The sequence below is a fragment of the Pseudomonas sp. B37(2017) genome, assembly GCF_002112885.1.
Taxonomy (GTDB): Bacteria; Pseudomonadota; Gammaproteobacteria; order Pseudomonadales; family Pseudomonadaceae; genus Aquipseudomonas; species Aquipseudomonas paraglycinae.
In genome coordinates this window covers 55,116-77,092 of the sequence record NZ_NEIX01000005.1, presented here as the reverse complement: position 1 = coordinate 77,092, position 21,977 = coordinate 55,116, and the positions used below count along the sequence as shown (strand labels likewise).

The 21,977-nt window shown below is 60.9% G+C and carries 22 protein-coding genes and 2 pseudogenes; 8 read left to right on the top strand and 16 right to left on the bottom strand.

The window, feature by feature from the left end:
* Together CAF90_RS14595 and mobA are read right to left on the bottom strand one after the other, a co-directional pair.
* Positions 1–222: a YgdI/YgdR family lipoprotein gene (locus tag CAF90_RS14595; protein ID WP_007955739.1), complete on the bottom strand. Its 222-nt coding sequence runs from the start codon at positions 220–222 to the stop codon at positions 1–3.
* A 78-nt stretch (positions 223–300) separates the two neighbouring features.
* Positions 301–903 (bottom strand): molybdenum cofactor guanylyltransferase MobA, encoded by a 603-nt coding sequence (gene mobA / locus CAF90_RS14590; RefSeq protein WP_085607119.1) that lies wholly within the window; start codon positions 901–903, stop codon positions 301–303.
* 81 nt (positions 904–984) lie between these two features.
* On the opposite strand from mobA, the gene moaB reads away from it, so the two are divergent.
* Both moaB and glp read left to right on the top strand, forming a co-directional pair.
* The gene (gene moaB / locus CAF90_RS14585; RefSeq protein ID WP_007955742.1) at positions 985–1,524 is read left to right on the top strand and encodes a molybdenum cofactor biosynthesis protein B; all 540 of its coding nucleotides are present in this window, start codon (positions 985–987) and stop codon (positions 1,522–1,524) included.
* Positions 1,508–2,734 carry a gephyrin-like molybdotransferase Glp gene (gene glp / locus CAF90_RS14580; protein WP_085607117.1) on the top strand — a complete coding sequence of 409 codons (1,227 nt, stop codon included), beginning with the start codon at positions 1,508–1,510 and terminating at the stop codon, positions 2,732–2,734. The genes moaB and glp overlap by 17 nt, the downstream gene beginning before the upstream one ends.
* A 57-nt stretch (positions 2,735–2,791) precedes the next feature.
* Here glp and CAF90_RS29575 read toward each other — a convergent pair whose 3' ends face one another.
* Positions 2,792–3,100, bottom strand: a complete 309-nt coding sequence (locus CAF90_RS29575) for a hypothetical protein (protein WP_170929389.1) — start codon at positions 3,098–3,100, stop codon at positions 2,792–2,794.
* 314 nt (positions 3,101–3,414) lie between these two features.
* Between CAF90_RS29575 and yegS the strand changes: the two genes are divergently transcribed.
* On the top strand, positions 3,415–4,332 hold the full coding sequence (gene yegS, locus CAF90_RS14570; protein ID WP_085607115.1) for a lipid kinase YegS: 918 nt from the start codon (positions 3,415–3,417) through the stop codon (positions 4,330–4,332).
* Here yegS and CAF90_RS14565 read toward each other — a convergent pair.
* From CAF90_RS14565 to CAF90_RS14555, 3 genes are all read right to left on the bottom strand, one after another.
* A complete protein-coding gene (locus tag CAF90_RS14565; protein WP_007955750.1) occupies positions 4,316–4,975 on the bottom strand; it encodes a response regulator transcription factor in 660 nt (219 codons plus the stop codon). The genes yegS and CAF90_RS14565 overlap by 17 nt on opposite strands.
* Positions 4,972–5,865: a sensor histidine kinase gene (locus CAF90_RS14560; protein ID WP_085607113.1), complete on the bottom strand. Its 894-nt coding sequence runs from the start codon at positions 5,863–5,865 to the stop codon at positions 4,972–4,974. Before CAF90_RS14560 ends, CAF90_RS14565 begins: the two co-directional genes overlap by 4 nt.
* A gap of 483 nt (positions 5,866–6,348) precedes the next feature.
* Entirely contained in the window at positions 6,349–6,819 is a 471-nt protein-coding gene (locus tag CAF90_RS14555; protein ID WP_007955754.1) for a hypothetical protein, read from the bottom strand.
* A 452-nt stretch (positions 6,820–7,271) separates the two neighbouring features.
* On the opposite strand from CAF90_RS14555, the gene CAF90_RS14550 reads away from it, so the two are divergent.
* Together CAF90_RS14550 and CAF90_RS14545 are read left to right on the top strand one after the other, a co-directional pair.
* Positions 7,272–8,207, top strand: a complete 936-nt coding sequence (locus CAF90_RS14550; RefSeq protein WP_003226705.1) for a chemotaxis protein CheV — start codon at positions 7,272–7,274, stop codon at positions 8,205–8,207.
* Between the two features lie 90 nt (positions 8,208–8,297).
* Positions 8,298–9,104 carry an MOSC domain-containing protein gene (locus CAF90_RS14545; protein WP_085607111.1) on the top strand — a complete coding sequence of 269 codons (807 nt, stop codon included), beginning with the start codon at positions 8,298–8,300 and terminating at the stop codon, positions 9,102–9,104.
* A 71-nt stretch (positions 9,105–9,175) separates the two neighbouring features.
* Here the strand turns inward: CAF90_RS14545 and CAF90_RS14540 are convergent, their stop codons facing one another.
* From CAF90_RS14540 to CAF90_RS14505, 9 genes and pseudogenes are all read right to left on the bottom strand, one after another.
* On the bottom strand, positions 9,176–9,460 hold the full coding sequence (locus CAF90_RS14540) for a pyrimidine/purine nucleoside phosphorylase (RefSeq protein WP_007940055.1): 285 nt from the start codon (positions 9,458–9,460) through the stop codon (positions 9,176–9,178).
* Between the two features lie 82 nt (positions 9,461–9,542).
* The gene (locus tag CAF90_RS14535) at positions 9,543–10,085 is read right to left on the bottom strand and encodes an exonuclease domain-containing protein (protein WP_007955759.1); all 543 of its coding nucleotides are present in this window, start codon (positions 10,083–10,085) and stop codon (positions 9,543–9,545) included.
* A gap of 69 nt (positions 10,086–10,154) precedes the next feature.
* Positions 10,155–10,505 (bottom strand): annotated as a pseudogene (locus CAF90_RS29905) (acetyl-CoA carboxylase biotin carboxyl carrier protein subunit); the annotation flags it as partial.
* 128 nt (positions 10,506–10,633) lie between these two features.
* Positions 10,634–12,116 (bottom strand): annotated as a pseudogene (locus tag CAF90_RS14530) (acetyl/propionyl/methylcrotonyl-CoA carboxylase subunit alpha); the annotation flags it as partial.
* 117 nt (positions 12,117–12,233) lie between these two features.
* On the bottom strand, positions 12,234–13,031 hold the full coding sequence (locus CAF90_RS14525) for an enoyl-CoA hydratase/isomerase family protein (protein WP_085607107.1): 798 nt from the start codon (positions 13,029–13,031) through the stop codon (positions 12,234–12,236).
* Complete coding sequence (gene atuD / locus CAF90_RS14520; RefSeq protein ID WP_007908685.1) at positions 13,028–14,185, bottom strand: citronellyl-CoA dehydrogenase; 1,158 nt, start codon at positions 14,183–14,185, stop codon at positions 13,028–13,030. The genes CAF90_RS14525 and atuD overlap by 4 nt, the downstream gene beginning before the upstream one ends.
* 29 nt (positions 14,186–14,214) lie before the next feature.
* Entirely contained in the window at positions 14,215–15,831 is a 1,617-nt protein-coding gene (atuC, locus tag CAF90_RS14515) for a geranyl-CoA carboxylase subunit beta (RefSeq protein WP_007955766.1), read from the bottom strand.
* 3 nt (positions 15,832–15,834) lie between these two features.
* Positions 15,835–16,704 (bottom strand): SDR family oxidoreductase, encoded by an 870-nt coding sequence (locus tag CAF90_RS14510; protein WP_085607105.1) that lies wholly within the window; start codon positions 16,702–16,704, stop codon positions 15,835–15,837.
* Between the two features lie 12 nt (positions 16,705–16,716).
* A complete protein-coding gene (locus CAF90_RS14505; protein ID WP_085607103.1) occupies positions 16,717–18,507 on the bottom strand; it encodes an acyclic terpene utilization AtuA family protein in 1,791 nt (596 codons plus the stop codon).
* 194 nt (positions 18,508–18,701) lie between these two features.
* Here CAF90_RS14505 and CAF90_RS14500 point away from each other — a divergent pair, with 194 nt between their 5' ends.
* From CAF90_RS14500 to CAF90_RS14490, 3 genes are all read left to right on the top strand, one after another.
* Entirely contained in the window at positions 18,702–19,325 is a 624-nt protein-coding gene (locus CAF90_RS14500; protein ID WP_085607101.1) for a TetR/AcrR family transcriptional regulator, read from the top strand.
* A 91-nt stretch (positions 19,326–19,416) separates the two neighbouring features.
* A complete protein-coding gene (locus CAF90_RS14495; RefSeq protein WP_085607099.1) occupies positions 19,417–20,214 on the top strand; it encodes an ABC transporter substrate-binding protein in 798 nt (265 codons plus the stop codon).
* Between the two features lie 87 nt (positions 20,215–20,301).
* A complete protein-coding gene (locus CAF90_RS14490; protein WP_085607097.1) occupies positions 20,302–21,315 on the top strand; it encodes a GNAT family N-acetyltransferase in 1,014 nt (337 codons plus the stop codon).
* Positions 21,316–21,385: 70 nt separating this feature from the next.
* Here the strand turns inward: CAF90_RS14490 and CAF90_RS14485 are convergent, their stop codons facing one another.
* Positions 21,386–21,940, bottom strand: coding sequence for an RNA polymerase factor sigma-70 (locus tag CAF90_RS14485; protein WP_007955779.1), 555 nt, complete (start codon positions 21,938–21,940; stop codon positions 21,386–21,388).
* Positions 21,941–21,977: the final 37 nt, after the last annotated feature.

The window sequence follows — 21,977 nt, the reverse complement described above, 5'->3', positions numbered from 1 at the left end:
TTACAGCTCTTTGACAGTGCGGATCTGATCCTTGTTGATGCGGGTGTGCTTGCCGTCCAGCTGTTCGAACTCGTAGAAGCCCGAATCTTCATCATACTTAGGGGCGTCGACAGCCTGGATTTCGCGACCGTCATTCAAGGTGATCACTGTTGGCGAAGCGCAACCGGCGAGGGTGGCGAGGCCCAGTGCGAGCATGAAAGTGGCGAGGGTCCGTTGAGTCATGAGTGTGTCTCCGAAGGGAAATTCTTTTGGTTACTGAGCTTGAGACGTATACAAGGCGTGCAAGTTCCTTGAATGCTGTCAGTCTGACACAGTGTTGTGCGAACTCAACAGTTCAGGGGTGTTGAGATTGGCCAGGCGTGGATCGTTGTCAGGGCAAACCAGGGCCTGGGCATCAAGATTGCGCATCACTCGGCCGGGGCTGCGTTCTCCAGCGTTCCAGGCGTTTTCGAATGCCGGCAGGAGTGCCACCGGGATCACGCAAAGCAGCGGTTCCCAGTGATCGTCATGTCGCAACATTAAAGGTTTTTCAGAATTCAGGCTGGCCGCCTCACGCATGCTGTGCAGCAATGCAGGATCGATGCGCGGAACATCGCAGGGCAGAACCAGCAGGTGGGTGTGGCGCGCGGCTTTCAAGCCGGCACGAATGCCAGCCAACGGTCCGGGAAAGTCCTCCTCGTCATCGCTCACCAACTGGTCGGCGAACGGCGCGTAGCGTTCACGATTGCGGTTGCAGGAGATGATCAGGTCATCCGTCAACGGCCGAACCTTGCGATGCAGATGTGCGATCAGCGGTTCACCGTGCCATTCCACCAGTCCCTTGTCCTGGCCGCCCATCCGCTGGCCGCGCCCACCGGCCAGCAACAGAATAGAGCAGGGTGGTAATGGCGTGTTCGAAGTCATGGCAGCTCTCCGCAGGGGCGGCGAAAAAAGGGGGCGCTGTGATATAACACCGGGCTGTTTCTCCTACAACTGGACGAGCCTATGAAAGCCAAGGCTGATGTACCTTTCGTGCCGCTCAATATCGCGGTGCTGACGGTCAGCGACACCCGAACCCTGGAAACCGATACCTCCGGCCAGGTCTTCGTCGACCGGCTGACGGCCGCGGGCCACCATCTGGCGCAGCGAGTGCTGCTCAAAGATGACCTTTACAAGATCCGTGCGCAAGTCGCCCACTGGATTGCCGAAGACGTCGTGCAAGTCGTGCTGATTACTGGCGGTACCGGTTTTACCGGCCGCGACAGCACCCCGGAAGCGGTCGCTTGCCTGCTGGACAAGCAGGTCGATGGTTTTGGTGAGCTGTTCCGCCAGATCTCGGTGGCCGACATCGGCACCTCCACCGTGCAATCCCGGGCCTTGGCGGGACTGGCCAATGGCACGCTGGTCTGCTGCCTGCCAGGCTCGACCAACGCAGTGCGCACCGGTTGGGATGGCATCCTCGCCGAGCAACTGGACTCACGCCACCGCCCGTGCAATTTCGTCACTCATTTGAAACAGGCGGCGCCTTGTGAATCCCGTGGGTAAGCCGGGCAAGACCGGTAGCCTGATGCCCGTCGAAGATGCATTGGCGCGATTGCTGGAAATGGCCGGGAGCTCGCGGATTGTCGAGTGCGAGTTTTTGCCCCTGGCGCAGGTTCAGGGGCGGGTGCTGGCGCAGGATCTGATTTCCACGCTGGATCTGCCGCCGTGGCCGAACAGCGCCATGGACGGTTATGCCTTGAATCTGGCCGACTGGACCGGCGAACCGTTGCCGGTCAGTCAGAAAGTCTTCGCCGGGCAGGCACCGGAACCCTTGAAGTCAGGCACCTGCGCGCGGATCTTTACCGGTGCGCCGGTACCTGCCGGTGCTGATTGTGTCGAGATGCAGGAAAACGCCGAGGTTCATGCCGATGAGCGCGTGAGCTTCATCGAGGCGATGGTGGCCGGGCAGAACATTCGCCCGCAAGGCCAGGAAACGACAGTCGGTGAGTTGGTCCTTGCCGCTGGAACCCGGCTCGGTCCGATCGAACAGGGGTTGGCTGCATCGCTGGGTTGCGCAGGGCTCGAGGTGGTTCGCCGGGTTCGTGTGGCGGTGTTGTCCACGGGGGATGAGCTGGTCGAACCGGGGATAGCATTGGGACCGGGACAGATCTACAACAGCAACCGGGTGTTGTTGTGCAGCTGGTTGCAGCGCCTGGGATGTGAAGTGGTGGATGCCGGTATTCTGCCTGATGACCTGCCCACCACCCGTGCGCGACTCGGGGAGCTTCAGGATGTAGACCTGATTCTTTCAACCGGTGGCGTATCGGTCGGGGAAGCGGATTTCCTCGGCATCGCGTTGAGGGAAGAAGGCGAGCTGACACTCTGGAAGCTCGCAATCAAACCCGGCAAGCCGCTGACGGTCGGGCATTTCCGTGGTGTACCGGTGATTGGATTGCCGGGGAATCCTGCCTCGACACTGGTGACCTTTGCCTTGCTGACCCGGCCATATCTGTTGCGTCGCCAGGGCGTGCAGGATGTCGAGCCGCTGAAGTTTTCGGTGCCCGCAGGATTTGTCTGGCCTCAGGCCGGTAACCGCCGTGAGTTTCTGCGCGGACGCCTGGAGCAGGGGCAAGCTATTATCTACCGTAACCAGAGTTCGGGCGTTCTGCGCAGCGCTGCCTGGGCCGAGGGGCTGGTGGAAGTGCAGGAGGGGCGAGTCCTGGTCAAGGGTGATCAGGTGCCATTCATTCCGCTCAGCGAGCTGCTCGGTTGATTGCAGGCATTTGAAAGGCAGGCATAGTCGCAAAACGATGCCTGCCTTTTCAGCGGGTCAACGGCTGAGCAATGAGACGAGCTGATCGAACCGGCTGTTGGCAATCCAGCCCAACAGCCCGAGCACCATCGCTGTCGCCCCTGCCGAGTAGGCAAGGCGATGCTTGATGGCTTTGACGTCCCCTCTGACTTCGTCCATATCGCGTCGAATGTACTTGAGGTGGGTTTCCAGCTCGGTGACACGCGGTTCCATATCGGTTTCTCCAGTGTTTCTAGCGCTGCATTTGAATTCGTCTTTAAGACTGGCGCGACTTTCGGAGAGAGAGGCAACCGGACTCACGGATAATCTTGCTTCATGGCTTTGCATGGAAACGCCCGCCTGCGGCCATTGGGGGCAGTTGGCAAATGCCGGAATGCAAAGTATCGAAAGTCCTGAAACTGTATCCACTCATTACATGCACATCCTTGTGTAATTGAATTGAAGATCGCTAACGCCGACACACGTTGTACCAACGACCGGGCTGGGTCAATTGAGCCGATTCCTTACGTTCTGTACGAAAAATTACCGATATGTAGGACGGACCAGACGGGCAGCAGGAATTAATCAGAAGGCGTGCGACTTTTTTGCCGGTCTTGAGGGTCAAGATGTCCCGTACTGATTCAATTCCGGGAGTAACCGCAATGAGTGAACGCAAGGCATTGTTGATTCTGCATGGCAAGCAGGCACTCAACGAGGCGGTTCGTGCCGCTGTCGAGAACAAGCGTCAGCAGGGCTGGGAACTGGCGGTGCGCCTGACCTGGGAGGCCGGGGATGCCCAGCGACTGGTGGAGGAAGCGCTGGCGGCGGGATACCGTCAGATCATTGCCGGTGGCGGAGATGGCACCCTGCGTGACATCGCCGAAGCACTGGCGGCGCAGCCGGGCAAGGCCAGTCTGGTGCTGTTGCCGCTGGGAACCGCCAACGATTTTTCCCGCGCGGCGGCTATTCCCCTGGAGCCGGCCGAAGCACTCGAATTGCTTGAGGCCCCCGCCCATGACATTGATCTGGGCGAGGTCGGCGGGCAGATTTTCCTGAACATGGCCACCGGCGGATTCGGCAGCCAGGTGACGGCCAACACGTCGGAAGATTTGAAAAAAGTGCTGGGCGGCGCGGCCTATCTGTTCACCGGTTTATCGCGGTTCAGTGAGCTGCATGCCGCTTACGGCGAATTGCAGGGGCCGGATTTTCACTGGCAGGGCGAGCTGCTGGCGCTGGGGATCGGCAATGGACGTCAGGCGGGTGGCGGGCATGTGTTGTGCCCGGAAGCGCTGGTGGACGACGGTCTTCTGGATATCAGCATTCTGCCAGCCCCGCAGGAGCTGGTTGGCACGCTGAAAAATCTGCTCAGCGACGGGTTCGGCATCGACAACATGTTCGTGCGCACGCGTTTGCCGTGGGTTGAAATCAAGGTCGCCGAAGGGCTTTGCATCAATCTCGACGGTGAGCCACTGGAGGGCGACAGTCTGCGGTTTGCGGCGCGTCCCGGAGCTTTGCGTGTGCATTTGCCCAAGGACTCGCCGCTGTTGAGTGCATCACCTCGGCTCAGTCGTCCAGACTGATGATCTGTTCCCGCACGGCGAACAGCACCAGGCCCGCCACATCGTAGATCTGCAGGCGTTTCATGATCTGCGACCGGTGGGTTTCGACCGTCTTGATGCTCAAGCCCAGGCCATTGGCGATTTCCCGCGTGGACTTGCCGCGCACGATCAAGCGCAGGATTTCCAACTGGCGTGCCGTGAGGTTGTGCGACTCGGCGACTTCCGGCTGCTGCTTGAGGTTACGGGTCAGCGCCTGATTGATCACGGTGTGGGCGATGGCAGGGCTGAGATAGCGTTCGTTGTTGCGCAGCGCTTCCAGTGCATGTTCGAGCTCGGTGGCCGTGGTGTCCTTGAGCAGGTAACCGTGCGCACCGGACTCCAGCGCCTGCATGATGAGCGCGGGGTCGGTGTGCATCGACAGAATCAGCACTTTGGCGTGCGGGCGTACGCGTCTGAGCCGCTGCAGGGCTTCCAGACCGCCGGTTTCTTTCATGGAAATGTCCAGCAATACGATATCGGGAGACAGCAGCTCGACCATCTCGAGCAACTGCGAGCCGTCATTGGCCTCGCCGATAACCGCATAACCGGGAATATCCAGCACCAGGGCGCGCACGCCGGCCCTGATCAGCGAGTGGTCATCCACCAGAAGTAAGTTACAAGTCAACGCATAACCTTATTCGTACTGGCCCGCTCGAGTGCACGGGGCGCCCAGGGGAATAGTGCTTCGATTTGAGTACCTTTGCCCGGCTCGCTGGTCACGCTCAGTGTGCCGCCCAGTTGCTCGATGCGTTCGGCCATCCCGGCCATGCCCCGCTGTCCTTCACGACCCGGATTCGCCGCCGGGGAAAAGCCCAGGCCATCATCGCTGATCAGCAGGGTCAGGCCCTGTGGCAGGCGTTGCACGCGGATCAACAGGTTTTTGGCCTGCGCATGGCGAAGGATGTTGGTCACCGCTTCCTGAGTGATACGAAAGGCGGCGACGGCCATTTCTTCGGGAATTCCATTCAGGCGCTGCTGGCAGTCCAGACTCCAGTGCACCGAAGTGTTGGTCAACACCTTGAGCAGGTGCGCACGCAGGCTTGCTTCCAGGCCAAGGCTGGTCAGTTGCCGCGGGTTGAGAATGGCCGAAACGTCGCGAACCTTGTTGAGGGTTTCTTCGAGGGTCTCGCAAAGTACTGAACAGTGTTCCTGCATGTCCGCGGGCAAGCGACGCTTGAGCCATTCGCTTTGCAGCTTGGCGGCGGTCAGCAGTTGGCCGATATCGTCATGCAGTTCACGGCTCAGGCGATGGCGCTCGTTTTCCTGGACTTCCAGCAAACGGTCGGCCAGTTCCTGTGGCTGGAACTTGATGGATTTGCGCGACAGACGATGTTGTGTCCAGACGCAACCGGCAGCCGCCACGTTGATCAGCAGCAGGCCGAGCGACATCGGCGCAGAGACGCCATAGCTCAACAGACTGCCCAAGGCCGAAGCCGTGCACAGCAGGAGTGTGAACCTGCGGGCATTTTCTCGGGAGGGAGGCCATGTGGTGATTGACTTGAGGCTGGCGTACATAGCGGATGGAGCCAATGGATGTTCGCTGCGGGCAGACCGGTCAGAAGGGCTGGCGGTCTCTGTCTGGAAAACTGTCATTCAGGTTGTTGATTTCAAAACGGTTCTGTGATCGATAATTGAGCGCCAACTTCGGTAGAGGCCGCTCATTGAAGTCACAATGCCATTAACTGAAACAACTAACGGGCGGCATAATACCACTTAACATACCGTTGGTCGCGTTTGCCCTATATGTCCAAAGAGTCAGGAAACAGGCCATGTTGGACGGGGGTTCCATAATGGAAAAGTTGAAGTACCTGACTCGATAATTATCGATGCAACCGCAAGTTTTCTTTTACACAGGAAAACCCTGACATCCGCAGAGGATAGTCTGCATTCATCGCTCGTAATTATTTATTGGAAGGTGTCGCAGGCAGGCATGAACTATTCAATTACGACATTCGAGGGCGAGAACTGACGGGCCCGAACAGCCCACTGTGTGCCCGGTTACGCTTGGCGCTCCGACCAGGAGACGAGGGACATCGGCTTGCCATTGAGCGGCATTTGAAAGTGAGTCTGTCCGACCTGGCAGGCAAAGGCTTCGATCAGCGACACCTGCTCGCTTTCATCGAGGCCCAATTGGCCGGTGCTTGGGTCAACCAGTTCCAGTTGCCAGGCCATCAGGGTGAAGCAGTCTTTCAGTGCTTCCAGGGCCTGCGCATGCAAATCCACGTGATCCTGGACCTGAGTGAGCAGGCCATGCAGGTGCAGGGAGAATTCGGACACCGCCTCCAGCGCCAGGGCATCAGCCTTGTTCGCCAGCTTGAGGAGGGTGCTGAGCATGCAGTCGATGGCGTCCTTGTCATTGCTGATCAGCTGCAAGTGGCTGAGGCATTCTTCAGACTTGGCCAGGAGCGTTTCAGCCTCGACAAGGAATTCGGGGAACCGCTGCGCCCAGTCACTACGGTCGTTCGGCATGCTTATCTCCACCACGTCATGTCTGATGAGGGAATGCCGTGTGTGTCGACGATCATGAACCGTCGCGAGACCGCGCCCCGGCGTGCATTGGCACAGACCTGAGGTTTCAAGAGGATGTGTTTCCACTGAACTGCGATCGCACACAATAGCCTGACTCCGTTCATGCAATGAGAATGGCGTCACATTAATGGCTATTGGATATCGCGAATATCAGGTTGGGCCTGATTGTTACTAGGGGATTCCCTTAGGCACGGGAACCTGTCGCGCAAAACGAGGTCGCGCCGAAGAGAATGTAGCAGATGATTTCACCGGGCCAGTAAAGCATGATGTTAATGTGACATCAATGCCTGCTCATGGCATTTTGTTGGTGATTTGTGACGGGATCAAGATCCGCCAGATTCAGCCGATAACCCCCAATAGTGAATTCATCAGAACAAGCCCAGGAGTCATTGATGGCCGGCATTCTCGACACGGTAGACCAACGCACGCAACTGGTGGGTGAGAATCGCCTGGAAATTCTCATGTTTCGACTGGCCGGACGCCAATTGTTCGCGATCAACGTGTTCAAGGTTCAGGAAGTCCTGCAGTTGCCGAAACTGACCCTGATGCCCCAGCGTCACCCGTTTGTCTGCGGTGTGGTCAATCTGCGCGGCCAGACGCTGCCGGTGATCGACCTGTCCCAGGCGATCGGCATGCGCCCGCTGGTGCCGGGCCCGAACAGCACGATCATCGTCACCGAGTACAACCGTTCGGTGCAGGCGTTCCTCGTTGGCGGCGTGGACCGCATTGTCAACATGAACTGGGAAGCTATCCTGCCGCCGCCGACCAGCGCCGGTCGCCAGCATTACCTGACGGCCATCAGCAAGGTCGACGATCAGTTGGTGGAAATCATCGACGTCGAGAAAGTCCTCGCCGAAATCGTGCCGTACAACGCCAAGGTTTCGCGCGACAAACTGGACGATCCGGTTCTGGAGCGCGCCCGTGGCCGTGAAGTGTTGCTGGTGGACGACTCCAACGTGGCGCTCTCGCAATTGCGCGACACCCTCGGCCAGTTGGGCGTGAAGATGCATATCGCCAGCGACGGCCTGAAAGCGCTGAACATGCTCAAGGCCTGGGCGGACACCGGGGTGAACATGACTGACAAACTGCTGATGGTGTTCACCGACGCGGAAATGCCGGAAATGGACGGCTATCGCCTGACCACCGAAATCCGCAACGACCCGCGCCTGCGTGGCCTGTACGTGGTGTTGCACACTTCGTTGTCCGGTAGTTTTAACGACTCGATGGTGAAGAAGGTCGGGTGCGACAACTTCCTCTCCAAGTTCCAGCCGGACAAGCTGGTCGATGTTGTGCGCCAGCGTCTGATGCTCGACGAAGTGCCGGCCTGATCAACCTGTCGAGGCTGACCCTGCGCCAGCCTTTGATTCGCTGACAAAGCTCGTATAGGGTGGCGTTTTTGACCCACCAGGGAGCTGGCCATGCTGCGTCTGAGCGCGCTTTATCGTTACCCGTTGAAATCCGCCAAGGGCGAGGTCCTGCAAGGGATCGGCCTGGACAAACTGGGGCTAGAGGGTGACCGACGCTGGATGCTGGTGGACGAGGCAAGCGGGCGATTCCTGACCCAGCGTGCCGAAGCGAAAATGAGCCAGCTGTCGGCGCTGTGGAATGCCGCTGGTGGCCTGACGCTCAGCGCGCCGGGGCATTCGGCAATCGATGTTGCCTTGCCCGGCAGTGACGACGATCTGCGCGGCGTAACCATCTGGCGCGATACCTTGCGCGTACCGGATGCCGGTGAAGAGGCGGCCCGCTGGGTTAGCGATTTCATCGGTAAGCCGACCCGACTGGTGCAAGTGCCGCTGGATCGTGCCCGGACAACCCAGGCCGGGTACGGCAACGATGACGACCAAGTGGCGTTCGCCGATGGTTTCCCGCTGCTGCTGATTGGTGAGGCCTCGCTGCAACACCTGTCGCAGGAAGTCGGGCGTCCGCTGGAAATGCTGCGGTTCCGGCCGAATCTGGTGATCGAAGGCAGTGATGCTTACGCCGAGGATGGCTGGAAACGGATTCGTATCGGCGATGTCGAGTTCCGCGTGGTCAAGTCTTGCTCTCGGTGCATTCTCACCACGATCGACCCGAAGACCGGTGAGCGCAGCGCCGATCGTGAGCCGCTGGCGACCTTGCAGAAGACCCGTGCCCAGGCCGACGGTGCGATGTTCGGCCAGAACCTGGTCAACGACGGCAACGGCCGGCTCGAAGTCGGCATGCCGGTGGAAATCCTCGAATAACCCGCCCTGAAACGAAAAATGCCCGTGTCCTTGGACACGGGCATTTTTTATGACCGCCGAAAACCGTGGGTTCAGCCGCGGTATTCGCACAGGTAAGCGGTGTCGACGGCCACTTTCAGCTGGAACTTGCTGTTGGCTGGCACGTTGAACTGGCTGCCGGCGGCGAAGGTTTCCCAGTCGCTGCTGTCCGGCAGTTTGACGGTCAGTGCGCCCGAAACCACGTGCATGATTTCACGCTGGCTGGTGCCGAATTCGTATTCGCCCGGGGCCATGACGCCGATGGTCGCAGGGCCTTCAGCGGTGCCAAAAGCGATCGACTTGACGGTGCCGTCGAAGTACTCGTTGACTTTAAACATGGGCGATTCCTCTCGAAAAGGGCTTAAAAAGGGTCAAAAAGGTCGGCCAGTATGCACAAGGCTCATGGCGCCGTCACCTGCGCTAGAGCGGCAGCACCAACGGCAATAATCGGGCGGTATTGCGCGCATCTTCCAGCGCCCGGTGTTGTTGACCGGTGAATTGCATGCCCGCCAGTTGCAACGCGCCATTGAGGCCCAGCGGCCGTTCGAGGCGTCGGGCCTTGGCAAAGCGCTGTTTGAGGTTCATGTGCGGCACCCGGCTCAGGACGCTGTCGAGTTGCAGCCGCTGCCATTCCTGAAGCAACTGCTTGCGGTCGTAATCGCCCCAGCTGGCCCAGCCTTCAAGGCGTGTCTGGTGCTGACCAAGCCAGCGCTCGAACGCAGGCCACACTTCGCTCAACGGCTGCGCCGCGTCGATGTTGGCCTGGGTGATGTGCGTGAGTTCGCGGCAAAACGGCGTCAACAAGGGCCGCCGCGTCGGTTTGACGAAGCGCTGAAAGTGATCCTGCTCGCGACCGGCGCGATCCACCAGGGTCGCGCCGATTTCGATGATCTCCATCTCCGTAACCGGCCAGCCACCCTCATCGGTGGTGGCTTCCAGATCTATGACCAGCCAATGGGGCATCGCAGGGTTCCTGATTTCCGCGTCCTGATTATTCAGAGCGTAGTCAAACCTTGCGGATGCGCGCGGCGACTACTCGACCTGCAACAGAACCTGACGATTTTTTACCTGATCGCCGACCTTGACCTGCACCCGCTTGAGCACGCCGTCGATGCCGGCCTTGAGCGGGTGCTCCATTTTCATTGCCTCCAGCACCACCAGCAGCTGACCCTTGCTGACCGGGCTGCCTTCGCAGACAAGCACATCGATGATGGCGCCATCCATCGGGGCTTTCAACGTGCCGGAACTGACGCTGGTCTGACTGTCGATCACCGCGTGAGTTCGATCCACCAGGTGCAGGCTGCCGGGGTGGGTGAACAGCCAGAGCTGCTCGTCGCGCAGGCGATAGGCGTGGCGCTGGCGCAGGCCGTCGATTTCCAGTGTGACGGCCCCGGCGGTATGTTCGAAGAGTTTGAGTTCGATGACGCGCTCCGCGACCTGCACTTCAAACGTGTTGTCCGGGCTGGCGCGCAGTTGCACGTTCCAGTCGCGGGCGTCGAGGCCGATGCGATAAAGCAACGGCGCACCGACGTTGTTACGCCATCCTGACAGCGGGGCGCGATGTTGCTGCGCGGCGGCTTGGTAAAAAATCACCGCCGCGATGGCCAGCTCTTCGGCACTGGGCAAATAGGCGCGAAGGCAGTCGTGATCGGCGAAGTGCTGCGGGATGAAGCCAGTGCCGAACTCCCCGCTGATGAACTGCGGATGCTGCAACAGGCTGGCGAGCAACCGCTGATTGCTCTGCACGCCAAGCAAGACGCTGTCCTGCACCGCGCACAGCAGTTTGCGCCGGGCTTCTTCGCGGGTTGCGCCGTGGGCGATCAGTTTGCCGAGCATCGGGTCGTAGAAAGGTGAGATTGACTGCCCTTCGATCAGGCCGTGATCAATCCGCGAACCGCGATCCAGCGCCGGCACCCAGGCTTCGACACGCCCGGTCTGCGGAAGAAAACCCTGGGCGGGATCTTCGGCGTAGAGGCGCACTTCCATCGCGTGGCCATCGAGTTTCACCTGCGCCTGGGTCAGCGGTAGCGGCTGGCCCTCGGCGACCGACAGTTGCCACGCCACCAGATCCAGCCCGGTAATCAGTTCAGTCACCGGATGCTCGACCTGCAACCGGGTGTTCATCTCCAGAAAGTAAAACCCGCCATCAGCATCAAGCAAAAACTCCACGGTGCCGGCGCCGACGTAGTTCACCGCACGCCCGGCCTTGAGCGCCGCTTCGCCCATCGCCTGGCGCAGTTCTTCGGTCATCACCGGGCACGGTGCTTCTTCGATGACTTTCTGGTGGCGGCGCTGAATCGAGCAATCGCGCTCGCCGAGGTAAATCAGGTTGCCGTGGTGATCGCCGAACAGCTGCACTTCGACATGGCGCGGTTCGATCAGCGCCTGTTCGAGGATCAGTTCATCGCTGCCGAAACCGTTCAAGGCTTCGGAGCGCGCCGTGCGCAACTGCGCCGGCAGTTCCTCGGCGCTGTGCACCAGACGCATGCCGCGTCCGCCGCCGCCAGCGCTGGCCTTGATCATCAACGGATAGCCGATGCGTTCGGCTTCACGGGCCAGGGTTGCGTCGTCCTGCTCGGCGCCTTGATAGCCGGCGATGCACGGCACACCGGCGGCGAGCATGGCGATTTTCGACTGGCGTTTGCTGCCCATCAGTTCGATGGCTTCGACGCTGGGGCCGATGAAGGTCAGGCCGGCCTGTTCGCAAGCGCGGGCGAATTCGGCATTTTCCGAAAGGAAACCGTAGCCGGGATGGATCGCGTCGGCACCGCTGCGCCGGGCGGCGTCGAGGATCGCCGGGATGTTCAGATAGGACTGCTGCACGGGTGCCGGGCCGATGTTTACTGCTTGATCGGCCATCTGCATGTGCAGGGCGTCAGCGTCGGCGTCGCTGAAAACTGCGACCGTGCGATAGCCGAGGGCCTGGGCGGTGCGCTGGATGCGGCAGGCGATTTCACCGCGGTTGGCGATCAGGATTTTGTGGATGGCGGGCATGATAATTTTCCTGAGTTTTTGGCGGTGAATTGAAGGGCCTCTTCGCGGGCAAGCCCGCTCCCACAGGTTTTGTGAATGTCATCGAACTCTGTGGGAGCGAGCTCGCTCGCGAAGTTTTTAAGGGGCCCACCTCGGTTTGCGCTTTTGCACAAACGCCATCGTGCCTTCGATCCCTTCGGCACCGGTCACCGCGGCGCTGAACCACTGCGCCGCTTCGTCCAGCAGCTCAATCGGCAGTTGACCTGCACTAGCCAGCAGCAGTTTTTTCGTCACGGCATTCGCCTCGGGGGCGCAACACAAGACGTGATCGAGCACTTCATCCAGCCGCTCGGCGAGCGCCTGTGGATCCTGCTCGACAAAATGCACCAACCCCAGGCGTCGGGCCTGATGGCCGTCGAAGCGGGCGGCGGTCAGGGCCAGGCGTCGGGTCTCGGTGAGGCCGATGCGCTGCACCACAAACGGCGCGATCTGCGCCGGCAACAGGCCGAGGCTGGTTTCCGGCAAACCGAATTGCGCCTGATGATCGGCGATGGCGATATCGCTGACACACGCCAGTCCGAAGCCACCCCCGAGCACCGCGCCCTGCAACACCGTGATCAGCACTTGCGGCGCGTGCTGCGCTTCTTCCAGCAATGATCCGAAGGCACGGTTCAGATCGCGATAGGCATCGCTGCCCTGAGCGCGGGCATTGGCCATGTCCTTGATGTCGCCGCCGGCACAAAAATGCCCGCCGGCACCGCTGAGCACCAGCGCGCGAACGCTGCGGTCATCGCGCACCTCTGCCAGCACGGCGCGTAACTCGGCGACCATTTGCAGGCTCATGGCGTTGCGGCTTTCCGGGCGATTGAGGGTGATGTGCAACACGCCGTTGTGCCGTTCCAGCAGCAGCGTCTGGCAATCGGGCAGGGCGCTCATTTCTTTTTCCCCGGCAGGATGCCCATCAGTTTGCAGATGATCCCGAGCATGATTTCGTCGGCGCCGCCGCCAATCGACACCAGCCGCACGTCGCGGTAGGCGCGGGCCACCGGGTTGTCCCACATGAAGCCCATGCCGCCCCAGTATTGCAGGCAACTGTCGCTGACTTCACGGCCGAGACGCCCGGCCTTGAGTTTGGCCATCGAGGCCAGTCGGGTGACGTCCTGGCCTTTCACGTATTGCTCGGTGGCCTGATAGACCAGCGCCCGCAGGCACTCGATTTCGGTCTGAAGTTCGGCGAGGCGGAAGTGGATCACCTGGTTGTCGATCAGCGCGTTGCCGAAGGTCTTGCGCTCCTTGCAGTACTCGATGGTGCTGTCGACGCAGTATTCCAGGCCCTTGATCATGTTGGCCGCGCCGAACAGGCGTTCCTCCTGGAATTGCAGCATCTGCATCATGAACCCGGCGCCTTCATGGCCGATGCGATTGCGCTGGGGCACGCGCACGTTGTCGAAAAACACCTGGGCGGTTTCCGAACTGCGCATACCGAGCTTGTCCAGGTGCGAACTGAGGCTGATGCCCGGCGTGTTCATCGGCACCATGATCAGCGATTTGTTGATGTGCGGCTTGTCGTCCGAGGTGTTGGCCAGCAGGCAGATGAAGTCGGCACTCGGCGAGTTGGTGATCCACATCTTGCTGCCGTTGATCACATAGTCGTCGCCGTCCTTGCGTGCGGTGGTCTTGAGCCCGGCTACGTCGGAGCCGGCGCCGACTTCCGAGACGCCGATGCAACCGACCTGCTCGCCAGTGATGGCCGGGCGCAGGAATTCTTCGCGCAACTCATCGGAGCCGAAGCGGGCGAGGGCCGGGGTGCACATGTCGGTCTGCACGCCAATCGACATCGGAATGCCGCCGCAATGGATGGTGCCGAACTCTTCGGCGGCGACGATCGAATAGCTGTAATCCAGGCCCATGCCGCCGAATTTTTCCGGTTTGGAAATCCCCAGCAGACCGAGGTCGCCGGCCTTGCGGAAAATCTCGTGGATTGGAAAGCGCCCGGCCTTTTCCCATTCATCGACATGCGGGTTGATCTCGTGCTCGACGAACTGGCGGACGGTGCGGCGCAGGGCTTCGTGTTCCGGGGTGAAGATCATTTTTATTGTTCTCCTTTAGTCCGTGGCGATCAGAACCGGCTGACGCCGAAGCTGTTGGGTTGCAACGTGCGGATGTCGGCTTCGTGGCAGATGTCCAGCAGGTAACCGAGCAGGGTGCGGGTGTCGCGCGGATCGATAAGCCCGTCGTCCCACAGGTTGGCGCTGCCGTAGAGGGCGGTGGACTGGCTGTCGAGTTTCTGCGCGGTGACCTGCTCCAGCATGTCGAGCATTTTCGGGTCAGGCACCAGACCGTCCTTGAGCTGTTTGGCTTCGGTGACGATGCGCAACACCTTGCCGGCCTGGGCGCCGCCCATCACGGCGGTGCGGCTGTTGGGCCAGGCGAAGATGAAGCGCGGATCGAGCCCGCGTCCGCACATCGCGTAGTTGCCTGCGCCGTAGGAGCCGCCGACCACGATCGTCAGTTTCGGCACCCGCGCATTGGCCACGGCCTGGATCAGTTTTGAGCCGTGCTTGATCACGCCGTGCTGTTCCGATTCGGTGCCGACCATGAACCCGGTGGTGTTGTGGAAAAACAGCAGCGGTGTCTGGCTCTGGTCGCACAGTTGAATGAACTGCGCCGCCTTGCTCGCGCCGTTGGGCGTGATCGGGCCGTTGTTGCCGATGAAACCGCAGGCGCGCCCCTGAATCTTCAGGTGACCGCAAACGGTCTGCTGATCGAACTCGCCCTTGAACTCCAGGAAGCGCGATTCGTCGGCGATCCGCGCAATGATTTCGCGCACGTCGTAGGGCTTTTTCGGGTCGTCCGGGATCAGCCCGAGCAGTTCGTCGATGGGGTACAGCGGCTCCTTGAATTGCGGCTCGGGCAGCCACGGTATTTGCTCGTTCCAGTTCAGCAGGCTGACGATTTCCCGCGCCTGACGCACGCCGTCGGCATCGTTTTCGGCCAGGTATTCGGCGGTGCCGGCGACTTGCGCGTGCATCTCGGCGCCACCCAGTTCTTCGTCGGTGGCGACTTCACCGGTCGCTGCTTTAAGCAACGGAGGGCCGGCAAGAAACAGCTTGGCCTTGCCGCGCACCACCACCACGTAATCCGACAGCCCCGGCTGATACGCGCCGCCGGCTGTGGCCGAACCGTGTACCACGGTGATCTGCGGCAGCCCCATGGCCGACATGCGCGCCTGATTGGCAAAGCTGCGTGCGCCTTCGACGAAAATTTCCGCCGCGTAATTGAGGTTGGCGCCGCCGCTTTCGGCGAGAGTGATGACCGGCAGTTTGTTTTCCTGGGCGATCTGTTGCAGGCGCAGGGATTTTTTCAGGCCCGACGGGGAAATCGTCCCGCCCTTGATCGCGCTGTTGTTCGCCACGATCAAGGCGCGAACGCCGGACACGTAGCCGATGCCGGCGATCAAGCCGCCACCGGCCGAGCTGCCGTCTTTGTCGTCGTGGAGTTTATAGCCGGCCAGGCTCGCCAGTTCGAGGAATGGCGCGCCGGGGTCGAGCAACAAATTCAGGCGCTCACGGGGCAGCAATTGTCCGCGCTTGTCGAATTTCGGTTTGGCTTCGGCAGCCTTGTTCAGCAGGTTCTGTTCGAGCTGCTGGACTTGCTCGATGGCGGCGAGCATCGCTGCGCGGTTGCGGGCGAAGGCTTCGCTGTGCGGGTCGAGCTGAGATTGAATGACCGGCATGGCTTACTCCTTGTCCTTCAAAACGTCCGGCATATAGGCCCGGTGAAAACCGTTGAACGATTCGCTGTGGCTCGCCTTGTGCAACGGCCATGCGCGGCTGCCCAGGCTTGCCGCGCCGTCGATGCGCAAGGTGCTGCCGCTGATGAACGCGGCAGCGGGGCTGAGCAGAAACATGATCGCTGCGCTGACCTCCGATTCGGTGCCGATGCGCTTGAGCGGCACGTGTTCGCGCAAGGTCGGGATCACGGCCTTGAACGCGCCTTCGTAAGTGTCCATGCCGCTGGAAGCGATCCAGCCCGGGGCTACCGCATTCACCCGAACACCGGCATAACCCCATTCGAACGCCGCCGTCTTGGTGAAGTTGTCCATGCCCGAGCGCGCGGCGCCGGAGTGGCCCATGCCGGGCATACCGCCCCACATGTCGGCGAGCATGTTGACGATGCTGCCGCCGTGTTTGCTCATCGACTGGTTGAACACTTCGCGGGCCATCAGGAAACCGCCGACCAGATTGGTGCGCAGCACGGTTTCGAAACCTTTCTGATTGATCGAGGCCAAGGGCGACGGATACTGGCCGCCGGCATTGTTGACCAGCCCGTGGATCGGCCCGTGTTCGCGGATCAGTTCGCTGACCAGCGCCTTCACCGCCTCTTCATCACGGATATCGCAGGCCTTCCAGTGAGCGCGACCGCCATCCTCGGCAATTTCAGCGGCGACGGTTTGCAGCTTTTCCGGCTTGCGCCCGACCAGCACCACGGTTGCCCCGAGCGCCGCCAGTTCATGGGCGGTGCAACGCCCGATGCCACTGCCGCCGCCGGTGACGATGACGGTCTGGCCGCTGAACAGATCAGCCCTGAAAATCGATTCGAACGCCATGGTGCCAATCCTCTAGTCGAACTGTTCGGCGATGCTCTGCGGCACCGGGATCTGGATTTCCAGTAGTTGTTGGGCGAAGGCCTTGCCTTGCGGGTCGATGCGCAGACTCGCCACGCCGCCGCCACCGAGGGCGTTTTCCAGCAGGAAGTTGAGGCTGTGGGTGCCGGGTAGATACCAGCGTTCGACCCGGCCGTGAATCGGATCGAGGACATGGCTCATCCAGTCGACGATCACCGCCGGGGTCAGCGCCTCGGCGATCCACGGCAGGTATTCGGGACGGCGCGGCATGACGCCGATGTTGCTGTGGTTGCCCTTGTCGCCGGAGCGCGCCACCGCCAGTTTCACCAACGGCACGCTGGCATCGGCGCGGCCTTGGGGGTTGGGTGTTTCGTGGGGCAGGGGCAGATCCTGACTGTCGAGGGTGGCGTGGGCGGGCAGGGCGAACGGGTGAGATTCGCCGGCGATGTCGATCTGCAATGTGCAGGCGCTTTTGTCGATCAGGAACGAGAACAGCCGGATCAGCGGATACACCGTCGGCCGCCCGCCGACGATGCCGGTCAGACCCGGCGCCATGCCGGTGGCGGCCTGGGCGATCTCGCGGGAAAACAGGATCAGCGCCTGTTTGTTCGGGTGGCGCACGGCGAGTTTGATCACCACTTCGCGGCTGTCCCGGCGCTGGCCGTGAGGGCCGTAGGTAGCTTCGCTGCCGAGCAGTTCGACGTGGGTTTCGGTGTAGGGACCGAGGCCTTTCTGGTCGAGCATTTCCGAGGTCTTGTCGAGGATCGCCTGGCTGACGCGCCGGGCTTTTTCCACCGCATCGATGCCGGCGATCAGGCAGCTGGCGGTACAACGGAAGCCGTCCGGATATGTTGCGCTGACCTTGTAATGGTCGCTGGGCGGCAGTCCTTTGGCACCGTGGACCCGGACGGCGTTTTTGCCTTGTTGCTGGAGTTTGACCTGGCTGAAATCGCAGACCACATCGGGCAACAGATAGGCCTGAGGGTCACCGATTTCGTAGAGCATCTGCTCGCCGACCGTCAGTGGCGTGACCAGCCCGCCGGAGCCTTCGGGTTTGCTGACGATGAACTGGCCGTCGGCGCTGACTTCGACAATCGGGAAACCGATGTGTTCGTAATCCGGCACGTCGCGCCAGTCGGTGAAGTTACCGCCGGTGCACTGCGCGCCGCATTCGATGATGTGCCCGGCCAGAGCGGCTTGCGCGAGTTTGTCGTAGTCGTGCCATGACCAGCCGAATTCGTGCACCAGCGCAGCGCTGACCACTGCGCTGTCGACCACCCGGCCGGTGATGACGATGTCGGCGCCCAGACGCAGTGCTTCGACAATGCCCGGTGCACCGAGGTAGGCGTTGGTCGAAACACACATCGGCGGCAGCGGGGCGCCGCTGAACATTTCCGTGATGCCTTGGGAGGCGAGTTTTTTGAAGTGGGGTTGCAGGTCATCGCCCGACAGCACGGCGATTTTCAACGATACGCCGGCCTTGTCGCAGGCCGCTTGCAGGGCGGCGGCACAGGCTTTTGGATTGACTCCGCCGGCATTGCTGATGACGCGAATGTTCTGTTCGGCCAGTTGCGGCAGCAGGGGGGCGAGGACTTCGATGAAGTCTCCCGCGAACCCGGCCTGCGGGTCCTTCATGCGCGCGCCGGCCATGATCGACATGGTGATTTCGGCCAGATAGTCGAAGACCAGATAATCCAGCTGTCCGCCCGCCACAAGCTGCGCGGCGGCGGTCGAGGTGTCTCCCCAGAATGCGCTGGCGCATCCGATGCGAACCGTGGTGGGCATTTTGATCTCCGACTCAGCAACCTGTGACAGAAGTGCATCGAGACTACCAAGCAAGCGCTTGGTTTGTAAACGCCTGGAATTATCTTCTGCCCAAGCGCTTGCTTGGTCACCGCCGGCGGCTTAAATTGCCCGCGCAACCCCGCCGTTTCTGCGGCGTACGGCGCATTTGACTGATCGACTGTAGGAGAGAACGGGTGGACGAGCAAAAAGCCCTGAGGGTCATGCGTGAACTGGTCGATGCCGGCCAGTTGACCGATCCGGACAGCGCTCGCGGCAAACTGCTGCAAGTGGCGGCCCACCTGTTCCGCAACAAAGGCTATGAACGCACCACGGTGCGCGATCTGGCCGGTGCCGTGGGGATTCAGTCCGGCAGCATCTTTCATCACTTCAAGAGCAAGGATGAAATCCTGCGGGCGGTGATGGAAGAAACCATCCGCTACAACACTGCGCTGATGCGCGCAGCCCTGGCCGATGCGACCGATGTGCGCGAGCGGGTGCTGGCGCTGATCCGCTGCGAACTGCAGTCGATCATGGGCGGCAGCGGCGAGGCGATGGCGGTGCTGGTGTATGAATGGCGCTCGCTGTCCGAAGACGGCCAGGCCAAAGTGCTGGCGCTGCGCGACATCTACGAAGACCTCTGGCTGCAAGTGCTGGGCGAAGCCAAAGAGGCGGGGTTCATTCGTGGCGATGTGTTCATTACCCGACGTTTTCTCACGGGCGCGTTGTCCTGGACCACCACCTGGTTCCGTGCCGGCGGTAGCCTGAGCCTGGATCAATTGGCCGAAGAAGCGCTGATTCTGGTGCTCGAAGAGCGCTAGGCGCTTTCTATCGGGCCGGGAAACTGGCTAACTGGGCGAAACCGCCTAGCTTGAATGCAATGATCGGTACTTTTTCGGGGAGTGGGGTGTTTTGAAGTCTTCGCCAATTCGGACGGCCGCCGGGCTGATGCTCGCAGCGCTGGCTGCATTATGGGTATTGCCTGCTCCGGCGGCGCAAGTGGTTCGGGTGGGCGCGGCGCATTTTCCGCCCTACACCATTCGCCCGGAAAACGGCGCTGATACAGGGCTGCTGCCGGAACTGGTCGCTGCTTTGAACAGCGCCCAGAGCGACTATCGTTTCGAACTGGTGCCCACCTCGATTCCTCGCCGGTTCGGCGATTTCAAGGATGGCCGCACCGACATGGCGATCTTCGAAAACCCCGATTGGGGCTGGAAAGACATTCCCCACATCACCGTAGACATGGGCCTGGAGGACGCGGAGATTTTCGTCGCGCAGAACAAGCCCGGTCGCCAGCAGAATTACTTCGCCGATCTGAAGGGCAAGCGCCTGGCGCTGTACAGCGGCTATCACTACGAATTCGCCAACTTCAACGCCGATCCCAAGTACCTCGCCGAAACCTACAGCGCCACGCTGACTTACTCCCACGACAGCAACCTATTGATGGTCTTGCGCGGGCGCGCAGACATTGCCTTGGTGACCCGCTCGTACCTGTTCGATTACCTGCTGCGCAACGAAAAGGTGCGCGACGAGTTGCTGGTGTCTCAGCGCATCGACCAGATCTACCACCACTACGCGATTCTCAGTCCGAAGGCCCCGATCACCGGCGAAGTGTTCGGCAAGCTGCTGCAAGGATTGCGCGACAACGGGCAGATGCTGAAGATCTTCGACCCTTACAAGATTGCGGTGGTACCGGTACCGCATCAGTGACCGGCGGTTTTTGCCCACCGGCCTAAATTTCCCGCCCCGGCTCACGTCCCATCGTTGAACTGTCGACGATTATCGTGAGCCCGACCCATGTCCAATCTGAATGACCTGACTGCCCTGGCCCTGCCTTCGGGCAGCCAACTGGTAGCCGATGCCACCGAAAGCCGTCTGAGCCTGAGCCTGGACGGGCAACCGCTGATTCGCCTGCGTCTTGATCGTGAAGGCCAGGGGCCGATCCAGATCGATGAACGCTATGCACTGCCGCCGGGCCAGGCGCTGTGGGCGGCCTGTTATTGGCTGTTTGCCCGTGATCCGGCGCGTCAGCAATTGATCTGGCAACTGGATCAGGCGCCCACCGAAGCCTTGCTCAGCGGTTTGCTGGTGGGCACCGAAGTGGCGGGCGAATATCGCTGTGAGCGCACGCTGTTCTGGCAACTGCCGCAGCCGTGGCTCGGCACCTCGCTGACGGGCAGTTATCCGCAGCAGATGGTCATCAGCAACGGCAAGCGCCATCCGCTGCGACCGGTCAAACCGCGTGGGGAAGTCTATCGGCGTTTCGATGCGCGCCTCGGTGCCTGGATTTCCCTGCGAACGGTGGAGATTGAGCAGGACCTGGCGCGTTTCAATCGCTGGCAGAACAGCCCGCGCGTCGCCAGTTTCTGGCAGGAAGAGGGCAGCCTCGAACAGCATCGCGAGTACCTGAGCAAACTCGATGCCGATCCGCATACGCTGACCCTGATCGGTTGTTTCGATGATCAGCCGTTTGCCTATTTCGAAGCCTACTGGGCCAAGGAAGATCGCATCGCGCCGTTCTACGATGCCGACAATTACGATCGCGGCATTCACATGCTGGTCGGTGAGGAAGACCATCGCGGCCCGCACAAAGTGGCGAGCTGGCTGTCGGCGCTGGTGCACTACCTGTTCCTGGATGATCCGCGTACTCAGCGAGTGGTCGCCGAACCGCGCGCCGATAACGCGAAGATGATCGGCCACATGCACAACCAGTGCTTCCATTGCGAGAAGGAATTCGACTTCCCGCACAAGCGCGCGGCACTGATGATCCTCGGGCGCGAGCGGTTTTTTGATCGCTGCAAATTGGCGTGATTTCCCGCTAAAACAAAAAAGATCGCAGCCCTTCGACGAAGGCTGCGATCTTTTTTTGCGGTCGGTTTTATCAGCGACGGTTCGCGGACACTGCATCGGCGCGGCTGCCGGATACCTTGCGGCAGTGCACTAGCGCATCACGGATCATGAAGTTGACCAGGGTCGGCGAAACGCCGAGTTCCTTGGCGATGTCCTTCTGCGGCACGCCGTGCAGACGGTACATCTCGAACGCATAGCGGGTGCGGACCGGCAGCTCGGTCAGCGCATCGGCGATGTGTTCCAGGGTCGAGAAATTGATGTGCGAGGTTTCCGGCGAAGCGCCCTGAATGACCACGTTCAACCCTTCCTCCTCGGGGCCGGCGTACTTCTGCTCCAGCGCCTGTTTGCGGTAGTGATCGATCGCCAGGTTGCGCACGATCTGGAACAGATAACTCAGCTGGGCCTTGATCGACGACGTGATCGGCGGTGCCGACTGCAGTCGGAAGAACGCATCCTGAACCACATCTTCGGCGCGTGACCGGCAGCCGGTAATGCGGGCTGCAATCTTGACCAGAATCAGTCGATTGTCGACGAATGCCTGAAGTAGCGGTGAATCGCACCTGCTTGTGGATACTTGTTCCGTCATGGAAATCACCTTGCTGCCAATAGGTTAGTGGGACGCC

What these genes read in the sequence shown, in the direction of transcription:
- CAF90_RS14595 (WP_007955739.1), bottom strand. Translation starts at nt 222, where the DNA reads ATGACTCAACGGACCCTCGCCACTTTCATGCTCGCACTGGGCCTCGCC.
- mobA (WP_085607119.1), bottom strand. Translation starts at nt 903, where the DNA reads ATGACTTCGAACACGCCATTACCACCCTGCTCTATTCTGTTGCTGGCC.
- moaB (WP_007955742.1), top strand. Translation starts at nt 985, where the DNA reads ATGAAAGCCAAGGCTGATGTACCTTTCGTGCCGCTCAATATCGCGGTG.
- CAF90_RS29575 (WP_170929389.1), bottom strand. Translation starts at nt 3,100, where the DNA reads ATGCAAAGCCATGAAGCAAGATTATCCGTGAGTCCGGTTGCCTCTCTC.
- yegS (WP_085607115.1), top strand. Translation starts at nt 3,415, where the DNA reads ATGAGTGAACGCAAGGCATTGTTGATTCTGCATGGCAAGCAGGCACTC.
- CAF90_RS14560 (WP_085607113.1), bottom strand. Translation starts at nt 5,865, where the DNA reads ATGTACGCCAGCCTCAAGTCAATCACCACATGGCCTCCCTCCCGAGAA.
- CAF90_RS14555 (WP_007955754.1), bottom strand. Translation starts at nt 6,819, where the DNA reads ATGCCGAACGACCGTAGTGACTGGGCGCAGCGGTTCCCCGAATTCCTT.
- CAF90_RS14550 (WP_003226705.1), top strand. Translation starts at nt 7,272, where the DNA reads ATGGCCGGCATTCTCGACACGGTAGACCAACGCACGCAACTGGTGGGT.
- CAF90_RS14545 (WP_085607111.1), top strand. Translation starts at nt 8,298, where the DNA reads ATGCTGCGTCTGAGCGCGCTTTATCGTTACCCGTTGAAATCCGCCAAG.
- CAF90_RS14540 (WP_007940055.1), bottom strand. Translation starts at nt 9,460, where the DNA reads ATGTTTAAAGTCAACGAGTACTTCGACGGCACCGTCAAGTCGATCGCT.
- CAF90_RS14535 (WP_007955759.1), bottom strand. Translation starts at nt 10,085, where the DNA reads ATGCCCCATTGGCTGGTCATAGATCTGGAAGCCACCACCGATGAGGGT.
- CAF90_RS14525 (WP_085607107.1), bottom strand. Translation starts at nt 13,031, where the DNA reads ATGAGCGCCCTGCCCGATTGCCAGACGCTGCTGCTGGAACGGCACAAC.
- atuD (WP_007908685.1), bottom strand. Translation starts at nt 14,185, where the DNA reads ATGATCTTCACCCCGGAACACGAAGCCCTGCGCCGCACCGTCCGCCAG.
- atuC (WP_007955766.1), bottom strand. Translation starts at nt 15,831, where the DNA reads ATGCCGGTCATTCAATCTCAGCTCGACCCGCACAGCGAAGCCTTCGCC.
- CAF90_RS14510 (WP_085607105.1), bottom strand. Translation starts at nt 16,704, where the DNA reads ATGGCGTTCGAATCGATTTTCAGGGCTGATCTGTTCAGCGGCCAGACC.
- CAF90_RS14505 (WP_085607103.1), bottom strand. Translation starts at nt 18,507, where the DNA reads ATGCCCACCACGGTTCGCATCGGATGCGCCAGCGCATTCTGGGGAGAC.
- CAF90_RS14490 (WP_085607097.1), top strand. Translation starts at nt 20,302, where the DNA reads ATGTCCAATCTGAATGACCTGACTGCCCTGGCCCTGCCTTCGGGCAGC.
- CAF90_RS14485 (WP_007955779.1), bottom strand. Translation starts at nt 21,940, where the DNA reads ATGACGGAACAAGTATCCACAAGCAGGTGCGATTCACCGCTACTTCAG.